14 protein-coding genes are annotated in these 13,306 nt (G+C 56.4%); 6 read left to right on the top strand and 8 right to left on the bottom strand.

The features are described 5' to 3' along the window. Positions 1–3: 3 nt before the first annotated feature. On the bottom strand, positions 4–471 hold the full coding sequence (locus RQI55_RS21870) for a DUF3597 domain-containing protein (protein ID WP_311272947.1): 468 nt from the start codon (positions 469–471) through the stop codon (positions 4–6). Positions 472–696: 225 nt separating this feature from the next. On the opposite strand from RQI55_RS21870, the gene RQI55_RS21865 reads away from it, so the two are divergent. Further along, positions 697–1,410: an outer membrane protein gene (locus RQI55_RS21865; RefSeq protein ID WP_042616962.1), complete on the top strand. Its 714-nt coding sequence runs from the start codon at positions 697–699 to the stop codon at positions 1,408–1,410. A 126-nt stretch (positions 1,411–1,536) separates the two neighbouring features. On the opposite strand, the gene RQI55_RS21860 is transcribed toward RQI55_RS21865, so the two are convergent. From RQI55_RS21860 to RQI55_RS21840, 5 genes are all read right to left on the bottom strand, one after another. Further along, on the bottom strand, positions 1,537–1,872 hold the full coding sequence (locus RQI55_RS21860) for a hypothetical protein (RefSeq protein WP_052496774.1): 336 nt from the start codon (positions 1,870–1,872) through the stop codon (positions 1,537–1,539). Between the two features lie 100 nt (positions 1,873–1,972). Further along, positions 1,973–3,001: a hydroxyacid dehydrogenase gene (locus RQI55_RS21855; protein ID WP_042616963.1), complete on the bottom strand. Its 1,029-nt coding sequence runs from the start codon at positions 2,999–3,001 to the stop codon at positions 1,973–1,975. 47 nt (positions 3,002–3,048) lie between these two features. Beyond that, positions 3,049–3,690, bottom strand: coding sequence for a ThuA domain-containing protein (locus tag RQI55_RS21850; RefSeq protein ID WP_042616964.1), 642 nt, complete (start codon positions 3,688–3,690; stop codon positions 3,049–3,051). Positions 3,691–3,707: 17 nt separating this feature from the next. Next, complete coding sequence (locus tag RQI55_RS21845) at positions 3,708–4,808, bottom strand: Gfo/Idh/MocA family oxidoreductase (RefSeq protein WP_311272946.1); 1,101 nt, start codon at positions 4,806–4,808, stop codon at positions 3,708–3,710. Between the two features lie 37 nt (positions 4,809–4,845). Beyond that, positions 4,846–6,045, bottom strand: coding sequence for an ROK family transcriptional regulator (locus RQI55_RS21840; RefSeq protein WP_311272945.1), 1,200 nt, complete (start codon positions 6,043–6,045; stop codon positions 4,846–4,848). 233 nt (positions 6,046–6,278) lie between these two features. On the opposite strand from RQI55_RS21840, the gene RQI55_RS21835 reads away from it, so the two are divergent. From RQI55_RS21835 to RQI55_RS21820, 4 genes are all read left to right on the top strand, one after another. Continuing rightward, a complete protein-coding gene (locus RQI55_RS21835) occupies positions 6,279–7,538 on the top strand; it encodes an ABC transporter substrate-binding protein (protein WP_409233764.1) in 1,260 nt (419 codons plus the stop codon). Between the two features lie 79 nt (positions 7,539–7,617). Further along, positions 7,618–8,556: a carbohydrate ABC transporter permease gene (locus tag RQI55_RS21830; RefSeq protein WP_192067333.1), complete on the top strand. Its 939-nt coding sequence runs from the start codon at positions 7,618–7,620 to the stop codon at positions 8,554–8,556. Next, positions 8,549–9,397 (top strand): carbohydrate ABC transporter permease, encoded by an 849-nt coding sequence (locus tag RQI55_RS21825; protein WP_042616969.1) that lies wholly within the window; start codon positions 8,549–8,551, stop codon positions 9,395–9,397. Before RQI55_RS21830 ends, RQI55_RS21825 begins: the two co-directional genes overlap by 8 nt. 14 nt (positions 9,398–9,411) lie before the next feature. Then, positions 9,412–10,485 carry a sn-glycerol-3-phosphate ABC transporter ATP-binding protein UgpC gene (locus tag RQI55_RS21820; RefSeq protein WP_311272943.1) on the top strand — a complete coding sequence of 358 codons (1,074 nt, stop codon included), beginning with the start codon at positions 9,412–9,414 and terminating at the stop codon, positions 10,483–10,485. A gap of 62 nt (positions 10,486–10,547) precedes the next feature. Here RQI55_RS21820 and RQI55_RS21815 read toward each other — a convergent pair whose 3' ends face one another. Continuing rightward, positions 10,548–10,952, bottom strand: coding sequence for a host attachment protein (locus RQI55_RS21815; protein WP_311272942.1), 405 nt, complete (start codon positions 10,950–10,952; stop codon positions 10,548–10,550). 107 nt (positions 10,953–11,059) lie between these two features. Further along, positions 11,060–11,569 (bottom strand): 2'-5' RNA ligase family protein, encoded by a 510-nt coding sequence (locus tag RQI55_RS21810; protein ID WP_311272941.1) that lies wholly within the window; start codon positions 11,567–11,569, stop codon positions 11,060–11,062. 205 nt (positions 11,570–11,774) lie between these two features. Here RQI55_RS21810 and RQI55_RS21805 point away from each other — a divergent pair, with 205 nt between their 5' ends. Continuing rightward, on the top strand, positions 11,775–13,304 hold the full coding sequence (locus tag RQI55_RS21805; protein ID WP_311272940.1) for an ABC transporter substrate-binding protein: 1,530 nt from the start codon (positions 11,775–11,777) through the stop codon (positions 13,302–13,304). Positions 13,305–13,306: the final 2 nt, after the last annotated feature.

Here is a 13,306-nt window from a genome sequence, read left to right as displayed (position 1 = left end):
ATATTAATCGAGAAGGTCAGCTGGCACCTTGCCGCCGTTCTCGGACAGCTTCTTCATCAGCGCCTTGTGCAGCCATGTGTTCATCTCGGCAGAGCCATTAAGGTCTCCGGTATAACCGAGTTCCTGCGCCAGTTCCTTGCGCTCTGCAAGACTTGCATCCATGCCCAGCGCCTTCATCAGATCAACGATTGAACGCTTCCATTCCAGCTTATGACCGCTGTTCTTAACGGCTGCATCCAGTTGCGCCGCCACGTCCACGGTCTGCGCGGTTGGCTGCGAAGGGCTTTGTGGCGCTGTGCCCGAAGCCTTCGGAACCTCGCCGCCGGTGCCGCCAATGGGTGGGGCCGTTGTTGCCGCAGGCTCAGGGATAGAGGATGGGGCAGGCGTTGGCTCTGCCGCACTGGGTGATGCCGGTGCCGCCGTTGCCGGGCCGCCGAAAATCGCGTCTTTGATCTTGCTGAAAATACTCATTGTTCTCTCCTCGCTTTGCTTGATCTCCCTCGACAAACGGCTGCGGAGTCCTTTGCGTTCCGGTGAAAAAAGAGAAAACCTATATTTGATGCGTTGCACGACGGCAACGCTTTCACAAAAGCCTTTATTAGGACCTGACAAATATCAAAAATTGTCTCGACAGTTTCGCGTGTCTGAGGCGATATGCGACTCATCGGCGGGGGCTGATCTTGAAAGGTCTTTTATATGTACCGCGCTATCAAAATTGCTGGCCTTCTGGGGCTTCTTGCGACATCCGCTCATTCCGCAGACATGGCCGTTCAGAGCGAGCCTGCTGTTGTTGCCAATCCAGGCGGCTTTTATCTGGGAACACTGAGCAGCCTGACATTCCTTGATGACACCGGCTTTGCTACTGCTGGCGGCAGCGTCAGCACGGATTACGATCTCGGCTTCTACAGCGCCCTGCGTGCTGGCTACAGCTTCGGCACATACGGCTTTGTTTCGCCACGTCTGGAACTGGAAGTTGGTTACGGCACAGCTGATGTGAATGAACACACGGTTGGTGGCGTAAACTTCGGCAATGCTTCCTTCGGTGAAGCCCGTGCAATTCAGGGCTATGTCAACGGTTACCTCGATATCGAAACCACCACAGCCTTTACGCCATATTTCGGCGGTGGCGTTGGTGCGATGAACCTTGAGCTGCACCGTCAGGGTGTCAACACCATCGCGATGGATGACGACGATACGAAGTTTGCATACCACCTCGACGCAGGCGTTGGCATCAAGCTCGACACGATCTCGTTCTTCCGCGACAGCTCGCTGTTCGCCAACACGACGTTCGATATCGGTTACCGCTACACAGCTGCTGACGATTTCGACTTCACCGGCACAGACGGCGTAACCTCCAGCACGGATTTCAGCAGCCATGCTGTTACCATGGGCTTTAGACGCCAGTTCTAAGAGCGGAACATCGCTTCCTGTCTTGGGCATTCAGTCTGAGGCAGGGCGCGATTTTGATTGCGCAGAATATATATCGACAAAAAAGCCGGGCTGTGACCCGGCTTTTTTCTTGGCTATGGATATAAATTAGTTTGCGGGGCAGTTCGTGCCCGGCGCTGTGGCTGTGCCAGTCGTTGCAGGGCCGCCATTGGTCGTGCCCTCTGCCGTCTTGCCACCACCTACGCAATTGGTGTTGTTGGTGTCGCCATTTGTACCCGAACCGTTTGTGCCGGATGCGGAGCCGCTTCCACCTGCGCCTGCGCCATTGTTGGTGCCGCCGCTGTTTGAGCCGTCAGATGCACTCGATCCGCCGTTCGAACCAGCGCCGGAGCCCGAGCCGCCAGATCCAGAACCAGCGCCCTGCGCTACGGCGAGCGATGTGAAGCTGAGGGCAAAAACGGTTGCGATAAGATACTTTTTCATGGGTATTCCTCCACTGTTTTGTTTGTCTGCAAGACCCTAACCCTGTCAGTCAGGCAGAGTTCCCAGAAACTTGGAGTGTTGATGGCTGATTATCCCGGCCTCAGGAAACGCTGACAGGTTTGGAGCGCAGCCTGCTGGCGGTGGCAGGGTCGGCGCGTCGGCACAGTTGCGGCGGCAGGCCTTTCATGATGAGCTCGGCATCCGAAACAGCCATGGAGCCGAGTTTGTAGAACGCATCGCGGGTTCCGCCGGTGCGGTGGGCAGAGAGCAGAAGACCGGGAATGGACCTGACAGGGTCATCGGCCGCGACAGGTTCATCTGGAAAAACATCCGTTGCGGCGCGGATATGGCCTGAAATGACCGCATCGAGCATGGCCGGGAAGTCCACGACTGCGGCACGGCTCATCAGGAGAAACGCCGAACCCGGCTGCATGGCGGCGAAATGATCCTTGCCGATAAAACCCTGATTTTCGCTGGTCACGCTTGCGAAGACATAGACAACGCGCGATTGGGAAAACACTTGATCAAGGCTTGCCGGAATGCAGTCGAGACGCTCGATGATTTCGTTCGGCAGCCAAGGATCATAGACGTGAACCGGATTTTTGAAGGGACGGGTCAGTTCGCGCAGTTCACGGCCAAGATCACCAAAGCCGATGATTCCGATCGGGGCACCCGCATATCGAAACGTCGCCTCGTTTCCGGCAAGGCCGTACTCCTCCACGCCGTCACGAAACTGCCGGTCGGCGATGGTGATGCCTCTGGCCAGATCGATTGCCATTCCAAGCGATGCTTCCGCGACCGGCGATGAAAAGGCCGACGCCGGTGTGATCACCCAGATGCCGCGTTCGACACAGGCCTGATAATCGATATTGGGCAGGAAGTTGGATTCCACATTGATGATCGCCTTGAGCTTTTTCGCGCGCTCAAGGCGTTCTCTGGGCATATCGGTCTGGCCGAAAATGAGAACCGTATCGGGAAGAAGGGCATCCACCTGTTCTGCAGGCATCTGCCGATCCTCGGAAATAACCAGCTCTCCCAGTTTTTCGAGACGGGCGCGAACATCGGGCTCCATAATCAGATCGAGCGTCCTTGGCAGCGGATCGACCAGCACGATGTTGCGACCTGTCATGATACCTCCCTTAACGAGACGGCATCCCTATCCGTCTCTTGTCCTCGTTACCGTGCGGCCCAGTTGGCACCGCGACGGAAAATTTCTCGCATCTGCGGCACGGCGAATTCCTTCGCCACATGGCCGAGCGCCGAATAGAAGACGCGGCCCTTGCCATAGTTTCGTTTCCACGCCACCGGCATCACCACGCCATCAATCCACCAGGCGTGATCACCTGTAAATTTCGTCGTCGCCAACACCTCATTGGATGGGTCGGTGTGCATATAATACTGCTCGGACGTGTAAGGAAAGTCGGTGATGCCTTCCATGATCGGATCATCGGGTCGCGTGATGTTGACCGTATAGTCGATGATGTTGCCGGGATGCGCGACCCATTGCCCGCCAATCATGAACTGGTACTCCACGCATTCGCGGAAGCTGTCGCCCGCGCCGCCGTGATAGCCCGCAATGCCGACGCCGTTTTCAACCGCTGCTGCGAGGTTCTTGATCTCTTCTTTCTCGATTTTCGACATTGTGACAATCGGCACCACGAGGCTCAAATCATGCACCGAAGGGTCCGCGAAGGCCTCCGTGCTGTTTTCGACGTAAACCTTGAAACCTTCTTCCTCCAGCATATCCTTGATGATGACAGAGCATTCCTGCGGCTCGTGTCCGCTCCATCCGCCCCAAACAATCAGTGCTTCACGCATAGTCTTCCTCCTCAGGATTATTTGCCGATCTGGCCGTCAACAAGCGATTCATCCAGCGGCGCTGGACGATCAACCGCCGTCGTGATGGAAATGGTCGTGCCGGTGTCGGATGCCGTCTGAAACGCTTCCATCACCTCCAGCACATGCAGCGCAAGATCGCCATTGGCGCGATGTTGCCGGTTGGAGCGAATGGCATGCGCCATGTCTGCAACGCCGATGGAACGATAATTGCCATCCGCATAGGGTGAGGAAAGCTCCTGAACTTCGAACTCGCCACCCTTCTTCAAAAGCTGGACCTCGCCACCGAAATAGTTGGGGTCAGGCACAATCAATGTGCCTTCTGTGCCGTAGAGTTCCAGCGGCACATGCTTGTGGCCCGCAACATCGAAGCTCATACCCACCTGCACGACAGCGCCGTTTGCAAATGCCAAGGCACCGGCCACATGCGTGGCAATCTGCACCGGTATCTTCTCGCCATTGCGCGGCTCGCTGGTGATGAGACGTTCGGTTCTCGGCGAAAAGGCAAAGCCTGCGACCTTGGCAACGGGTCCGAAAAGATTGACCAGATCGGTAATGTAGTAAGGCCCCATATCCAGCATCGGCCCGCCCCCGACCTCGTAATAAAAGGCGGGGTTTGGGTGCCAGCGCTCATGGCCGGGGCACATGAATGTTGCAGTTCCACCAACCGGTGTGCCGATAACGCCCTGGTCCATCAATGTGCGCGCCGTCTGGTGGCCACCGCCCAGAAACGTGTCAGGCGCTGCGCCGATGCGCAGGTTGGCTGCTTTCGCCGCTTCTGCAAGGCGCTTGCCTTCTGCAAAATTGATGCCGAGCGGCTTTTCTGAATAGGTGTGCTTGCCAGCGGCAATGGCCCGCAAGGCCACCTCGACATGGGCTTTGGGAATGGTCAAATTGACGATGATCTCAATGTCAGGATCTGCAAACAGCTCATCCACGGATCGCGCCGGAACATTGAATTCCTCGGCTTTCGCTTTCGCCATTTCCGCATTCATGTCGGCCACGCCGCGAATGTCGAGAATGGGAAACGACGCCATGGCCTTCAGATACGCGCCGGAAATATTGCCGCATCCGATGATGCCAATGCCGACTTTCTTCATGGTCTCTCTCCCGTCATGATATGAACCGGCTTCCTCCTCAGAAGGCCGGGCCTGTGGTGTTCCAAGGCGATTCGTATAGTTCGTAAAGGGCAACGGCGGCAGCGCCTTGCGCCCACAATTCATCGCTCGATTTATCGAAAACCAGTTCCGCCACACCTTGCAAGGACGGCGGCACGGACGCTTCGAAGGCGGAGCGAATGCTGTCGATGAAAGGTGCGCCAAGCTCCAGGCTTGAGCCAACGATGATGACACGGGGTGGCGCAAACAGGGTGACGATATTGGCAAGCGTCAGGCCAATGGCGGCACCGGCGCGCTCGGCAGCAGCGATCAATTCATTGTCTTGCGCCTGCACCAATGTCTGAGCATGCATCATGCCGCGACCCAGACGTATGGCCTCCGCAAAACGTCCATCGGCGGGGCGTGAGCCGAGAATGGCATTCTCTCCTGCCTGGCTCGCAAGCCGCACGGTTTTTTCGGGGCCAGCGACCAAAACCAGATCACCCAGATTGTGGCTAAGGCCACCTGCGCCGCGAAACAGATCGTTCCTGTGCAAGACGCCAAGTCCCAGCGTCTGCTCCAGCGAGATCAGCACCATGTCTTCCAGATCCCGTGCCTTGCCAAACCAATGGTGGCCAAGGGTCACGGCATGGGCATCGCTCTCGATAATGGTCGGCTTGCCAAAGCGCGATGTCATTTCTTCTGCGAAGTTTATGTTGGTTTCCCGCAGGACAGGGCTGGAGCGGATGTTGCCCGTGCGGTGCTCGATCACGCCTGGCAGGCCAAGGCAGACCATATCAACATCTTCCAGCGAGAGACCTGCATCCACCACGCAGCGCCGCACGCCATCCTCGATCAGGTCGGCAATGACGCCGATGGGCTGGCGGTCGATGCGGATAGGCAGCGCCAACGTCGACAGCACGTTGCCGCAGAAATCGGTCACCACGAACATCATCCGGTTGGCCGCGATTTTCGCGCCGACCACACGGGCCGCATCCGGGTTCAGTTCAAGCATGACGCGGGGTCGACCACGCGCGCCTTCGGTTCTGATATCGCCCAGATGGCGCGACAGGATGAGGCCATCGTCTAGAAGCGATGCGGTGATGGCCGAGACGGTTGTCGTGGAAAGCTGGGTTCGCTCGCTGATTTCAACCCGTGAAATCGGCCCATGGCGACGGACTGTATCGAGCACATTCAGGCGATTGATCGCGCGCATCAGTTCCGGGTCTGCGGTCTTCATGATTTCCAGTCGCGATCAAGGCAATGCTAATGGCAATTACATCGGATTACGGATTTAATAGCCGAGCGACCTAGGGGTGTGTCAAGCAAAAGCTGAAAATAACAGCAAATTGCCTTGACATTGAGCGGATCCTTATATGAATTAATCCGCATTGGGGAATAATTGGGAACGTCCCCGGGAGGAATACCATCATGACGCATAAGCACGCAGGCGCAAGCCTGAGCGGCAAGTGGATGTCGTTTGCCGCGACCACAGCCATCACTTTCCTGCTCGGTACCGCCAGCGTGTCTGCTGCGGCAGTGGTCAAGTGGATGCATGTCGAGCTCGATCCGAAATCCGTGGCAGTCTGGGAGGAAATTGCCAAGGATTTCGAAAGCAAGCATCCAGATGTCGATGTTCAATTGCAATTCCTGGAAAACGAGGCTTTCAAGGCAAAGCTGCCGACCTTGCTGCAATCCAACGACGTGCCGGATTTCTTCTATAGCTGGGGCGGCGGCGTGCTGGAGGAGCAGTCCAAGACCGGCGCGTTGAAGGATCTTTCAGAGATATTCGATGCAGATGGCGGAAAGGTTCGCAAGGCCTATAACCCGGCTTCCATTGAGGGCCTATCCTTCGATGGCAAGGTCTGGGCCGTGCCCTATCGCGTCAGCCTCGTCAGCTTTTTCTATAATAAGGCGCTGTTTGCCAAAGCGGGCGTGAAGGCGGAAGACATCAAGACCTGGGATGATCTGGGCAAAGCCGTTCAAACCATCAAGGCCGCGGGCATCGTGCCGATTGCCGGCGGTGGCGGTGAAAAGTGGCCGATCCATTTTTACTGGAGCTACCTCGTCATGCGCAATGGCGGGCAGGCTGTGTTCGAAGCAGCCAGCAAGGGTGAGGGCGAAGGCTTTATGGCCCCGGCCATGATCAAAGCTGGCGAGCAACTGGCAGAGTTCGGCAAGCTTGAGCCGTTCCAGCCCGGCTATCTCGGCTCAACATGGCCGCAGGCGCTTGGTGTTTTCGGTGATGGCAAGGCTGCGATGATTCTTGGTTTCGACAACACCGAAGCCAACCAGCGCAAGAATGCCGGTGATGGCAAGGGCTTAGCATCTGACAATCTCGGTCGTTTCGCCTTTCCGGCTGTCGAAGGCGGTGCCGGAAAAGCCACCGATACGCTCGGTGGTCTGAATGGCTGGGCCGTAACCAAGAATGCCTCCAAGGAAGCCATCGAATTCGCCACCTTCCTGACCAATGCTGACAACGAAAAGAAGATGGCCAAGGCCGGTATGATCCTGCCCGTCGCCGTTGGCGCCAATGAGGCCGTAACCAACCCGCTGATGGCTGGTTCAGCCAAGCAGCTTTCCGAGTCCACCTGGCACCAGAACTTCTTCGACCAGACACTGGGCGCTGCCGTTGGTCGCGTCGTGAATGATGTGTCTGTCGAGATCGTATCCGGCCAGATGACATCGGAAGAAGGCGCGCAGCAAATTCAGGATGCCTTCGAGCTTCGCTGATCCCGCACAAACGCAAGGACGCCCCGGCCTCGTTTCGTCGAGGCGTCCTTCGACCCGCGCGACAATGAAAGCGGACATCATGACGAATGTTTCAATTCCATCAGCATCCTCGCTGGTGAAGCCCATGCCCAAGCGAAAGCGCAAGCAAAGTTCAGTTGCCCACGACCGTGCGCTGACGCTGCTGTTCTTTCTGCCCCCGGCGCTTCTTCTGTTTACACTTTTTGTCATCCTGCCGATGAGCGAAGCCGCCTGGTACAGCCTTTATCGCTGGAATGGCTATGGCACGCCGACCGAGTTTGTCGGATTGAAGAACTTTCAGGTACTGTTCGGCAATGCCGCCTTTTCGCAGGCGCTGATCAACAATGCGCTGATCATCGTCATCTCCATCTGCATTCAGATTCCGCTCGCCATCTGGCTTGCCACCATGCTGGCGCATAAAATTCCGGGCGTCGTCGCCTTCCGGCTGGTGTTCTTCCTGCCCTATGTGCTTGCAGATGTGGCGGCCGGTCTGATCTGGCGCTTCGTTTATGACGGTGACTACGGCCTGTTTGCCGCCATTTCCAACTTCTTCGGTTTTGCCAACCCCTATGTTCTGGCAGACAAGGATGTCGCGATCTATGCGGTCCTTGCCGTTATCGTATGGAAATATTTCGGCTTCCACATGATGCTGTTCATCGCCGGCCTCCAATCGGTCGACAAGAACGTGCTTGAAGCAGCAGAAATCGATGGTGCCACGGGCTGGCAGAAATTCCGCTACGTGACATTGCCGATGCTGGGCTCAACGGTGCGCCTGTCCGTCTTCTTTGCCGTTATCGGTTCGCTGCAACTGTTTGACATGATCATGCCGTTGACGGGTGGTGGCCCCTCCAACTCCACGCAAACCATGGTGACGTTCCTCTATACGTACGGCGTCATGCGCATGCAGGTGGGGCTTGGAAGTGCCGTGGGCGTCGTGCTGTTCATCATCTGCATCACGCTCGCCTTTGGTTACAAAAGGATATTCATGCGCCATGACTGATACATCCTCTTCCATCCGCGTGAGCATGAAGACACGACTTTACCTCTATGTCTCCCTCGGGCTCATCGCTGCCATCGTGCTGATTCCGCTTTTGACAACGGCACTTGGCGGCTTCAAGACGCTGGGCGATCTGCGCGTCAACCCGTTCGGCTTGCCCGATGAATGGCAATGGTCGAACTATGGCGATATTCTTTTCGGCAAGCGATACTGGCTGCAGATCTTCAATTCGCTTGTTATTGCGGTGCTAACCGTGTTCCTGACGCTTGTTGTTTCGGCCATGGCCGCCTTCACCTTCGCCCATGTGAAGTTCTTCGGCTCGAATTTCCTGCTCAACTACTTCCTGTTGGGCCTGATGTTTCCTGCCGCCACGGCCATCCTGCCGCTGTTCATCCGCATCCGGGATCTGGGGCTTCTCGATACCTATTGGGGTGTGGTCCTGCCGCAGGTGGCCTTTGGGCTTGGCATGAGCATTCTGCTGTTTCGCAACTACTTCAAGAACCTGCCGGAAGAGCTGTTTCAGGCCGCTTTTGTGGATGGCTGCGGATATCTCAAATTCTTCTGGTATATTTCAATGCCGCTTTCGCGGCCCATCATTGCAACGGTGGGCATCGTTTCCTTTGTCGGAAGCTGGAACAGCTACATCCTGCCGCTTATCATGCTGAACTCGGAATCCAAATATCCCTGGCCGCTCGGCATCATGGTCTACCGGGGCGAGTTCGGCACGGAGTGGCAGCTGGTGCTGGCCTTCATCACCATGACGATCCTGCCCACGATCATCGTCTTTTTCCTTGCACAAAAACATATCATTGCAGGTCTGACGGCTGGCGCCGTCAAGTCCTGACACGGGAGCAGAACATGGCATCTGTCGAACTTAAAGATATCCGCAAGTCCTACGGCTCGCTGGGTGTCATCCACGGCATTTCGCTCGAAATAGCAGATGGCGAATTCATCGCGCTTGTCGGACCGTCGGGTTGCGGCAAGTCCACCCTCTTGCGCATGATTGCCGGGCTCGAAGAGATTACCGATGGCGACATCATGATCGGCGGCAATATCGTCAACGAGATGACGCCGCGAGAGCGCAACATTGCGATGGTGTTCCAGTCATACGCTCTCTACCCACATATGACGGTCGCGGAAAATATGGGCTTCAACCTGAAGATAGCAGGGCAGCCGAAAGCCGTGATCGATGAACGGGTTGCAGAAGCTGCCCGCATGCTCGACCTCGCAAGCCTTATGGACCGCAAGCCATCGCAGCTCTCCGGCGGCCAGCGACAGCGCGTGGCTATGGGGCGCGCCGTTGTGCGCAACCCGGCAGTGTTTCTGTTCGATGAACCCTTGTCGAACCTTGATGCCAAGCTGCGCGTACAGATGCGCAGCGAAATCAAGACACTGCATCAGAAGGTCGGCACGACGTCCATCTATGTGACCCATGATCAGATCGAGGCCATGACGCTGGCAGATCGTGTCGTTGTGCTTAACCAGGGCCGCATCGAGCAGCAGGGAACGCCGCTTGAGCTTTACAAGACACCGGCAAACCTCTTCGTCGCAGCTTTCATCGGCTCGCCAGCCATGAACCTCATTGAGTGCATTGTGGATGGCGAAGACGGAGTTCCCGCCGCCCGCCTTGATGACGGCACCGCCATCAGCATCTCGCAAGACCGCAAGGTCAAGCGAGGTCAATCCGTTACGATCGGGCTTCGTCCTGAACATTTCGCTGTCGATGGAAGTGGTGATGTCGCAGTGGAGGGCAGAACGCTTCTGGTTGAGCCGACGGGTGCACAAACCCACGTCATTTTCGATCTTGCCGGACACCATGTGACTGCCGTGGTGGATGGTGAGCAGCCTGTGAAAACCAATACGCCGTTTGCAGCGCGCATCAGCCGCGAGCGTGTGCATGTATTTGACAGAGCCTCCGGGCTGGCACTCTGACGCCAGGCATTGGCATAAAAAAAGGGAGCGACTGATGCCGCTCCCTTTTTACGCCTGGCTGTTTAAGCAGCTGCGAGCGCTTTTTCGATATCCTGAATGGAATGACCTGTCAGGTCCTTGTCGAGTTCGCCGAGGAGAATGTCAGACAAGGATTTGTGATATCCCTTGCGCATCTCACCCAGAGTACGCGGAGCCGCAATGACGATCAGGCCCTTGATGTTGCCGCCCAAGACCTGCTTGTTGAGCAGCTCAGTCACACCGGCGCTGAAGCCGTCTTCGTCCTGCTGGCTGTCATCAGGGTTGGCAGAGCTGCTGGAGTGGCGTGCACCGGACGGGATTTTGGAATCGTCGACCTCTGCACTCGGCATCGCCTTTAGCTTCACATTCTGCGCATCGCCTTCGTTCTTGAAAAGGCTCAGCTTTGCGCCATCTGCAACGGCGACGACAGTATGCTGTGGAATATCCATGATCTTCTCCCAAATTGGCATTCAAAGTGCGGTCATGTCAGACCTTGGCTCGTTTGATTAACTGGTTGGGAGACAATCCGTTCCTTATGATCGAGTTGGCGCTCGTGTTACGGCGTGAAAGGCTGGGACGCATAATGGTCCCATGGGCCGCCCATGTACCGCCACAGATCAAGACCCACAATTTCGATGGCGTGAGGACGAAACTCGGCGACGAGGCCTTTGTATGTTGCATCAGCCTCCGCTCGTGAGACCTTGTTCTGGATGGTTATGTGCGGCTGCCATTTCTGCATATCCTGCCCACCCAGCCACGGCCTCAAAACCTGCTTCAGACGCGCATGGATATCCAGCAATTCTGGGCTGGTAATTGTAAACGCGACTCCTGCGCCAAGATGACGGATGCCGCTGACATCAGCTGTTATTGAGCTGCATGCGGTAACGTCCTTGAGGTGCTCGATGATTTTATCGGCGTATTCTCCGGGCAAGCGGTGGAACATCGTCAGGTGGGCCCGAAGGAAATTTCGATCCGGCGGGAAATGCTTTCGGCGCAAATCATCGAAAGGTTGAAGGTCTGCATCCGCGATTTTGGCCGTCAGAATAAGCGGATCAAGTGTCTTCATGGATGAGGTCCTCGGCACTCCCAAAGCGATACGACCAGACTAACCATTGCGCGGAAGATTGGAAGGGAGGCCGTTCCCTGGGGCGCAGCGGCGGTTACATTTCAATCTTGTCATTAACGCGATTGACACCCCCGATCATTTCGATATTCTGTTATAAAGTCTTAAATAACATAATAATGGAATAACTAAAAACCGGGAGCTTCGCATGAAACTCAAGCTAGCATTTCTGATGGCCACGGCGCTTGTCGCGGCACCTTCGCTTCTTGTCGCCCAGGAGAAGGGTGGTGTGATCAATGTCGCCACGATTGGCGAGCCACCAACCCTTGACCCCATGGCATCCACTGCGGATCTGGTTGGTATCGTCACACAGCATATTTTCGAGACGCTTTACACCTTCGATAAGGACTGGAAGCCGACGCCGCTGCTGGCTGAAAGCCTGCCGGAGATCAGCGCAGATGGTAAAATCTATGCCATCAAACTTCGCTCAGGCATCAAGTTTCATGATGGCTCAGACATGGCCTCCGACGATGTCGTTGCTTCGCTCAATCGCTGGGTCAAGATTGCGTCACGCGGCAAGCAGGCGGCGTCCTTCATCGACAAGATCGAGGCGACGGACCCTTCCACGGTGACGATCACGCTGAAACAGCCCTATGCGCCGCTGGTTTCGCTGCTCGCCTTCAACAACTCTGCAGCCATTGTTCTGCCCGCTGAAAAGCAGGATGAGCCCATGAAGGAGTTCATCGGCACTGGTCCTTATATGCTGAAAGAGCGTAAGGCAGACCAATATATCCAGCTTGCCCGCTTTGATGGCTACACGCCGCTTTCCGGCGAAAGCGATGGTTACGGCGGCGCACGCCACCAGTATCTCGATGAAATCCGGTTCGTGCCGGTGCCGGATGCCAATACTCGCGTCGAGGCGGCAGTTTCCGGCCAGTATGACTATATTGACAGTCTCCCGGTCGAATCTTTCGACAAGATCAAGTCTTCTACACTGACTGAACCAGTGGTCCTGAAACCCTTCGGCTATCCTGTCTTCGTGTTCAACACGGCAGAGGGCGTTGCCAAGGATGTTGCCATGCGCAAGGCCATACGCCAAGCGCTCAGCATGGAAGACATGATGGCCGCTGCCTTCGGAAGCACGGATTTCTATGCGCTGGACGGTGATATCTATCCCAAGCCTTTCGTCTGGAACACGGATGCGGGCGTTGAAGGCAACTATAATCTGGCCGACCCCGAAGGCGCTGCCGAGGCGGCTAAGGCTGCGGGTTACGACGGCGAAAAGCCGATCCGCATCCTGACCAGCCGTCAATACGAGTTCCATTACAAGATGGCGCAGGTCGCTGCCGAATATCTGAAACTGGCCGGTTTCAAGGTGGATATGCAGGTTGTTGACTGGGCAACGCTGACGCAGCGCCGTGCCGACAAGGCGCTATGGGATATCTACATCACCCACAGCCCGTTCCTGCCTGAGCCTGCACTGATCGGATCGCTTGCTCCAACTTCGCCCGGCTGGTGGGATACACCGTTGCGCAAGCAGACTGTCGAGGCATTTTCTGCCGAGTCCGATCCGCAAAAGCGGGTTGCTCTCTGGGCCGACGTTCAAAAGGCCATGTATGCGGAAATTCCCTACATGAAGATCGGTGACTTCAACGGCCTGACCGCCAAGGCGAAAAAGGTCGAAGGCGTTGATCCTGCCCCATGGCCGTATTTCTGGAATGCTTCCATCAAAAAGTAACG

The organism is Rhizobium sp. WCS2018Hpa-16 (assembly GCF_031843705.1).
Classification (GTDB): domain Bacteria; phylum Pseudomonadota; class Alphaproteobacteria; order Rhizobiales; family Rhizobiaceae; genus Agrobacterium; species Agrobacterium tumefaciens_C.
This window is presented reverse-complemented; position numbering and strand designations above follow the sequence as displayed.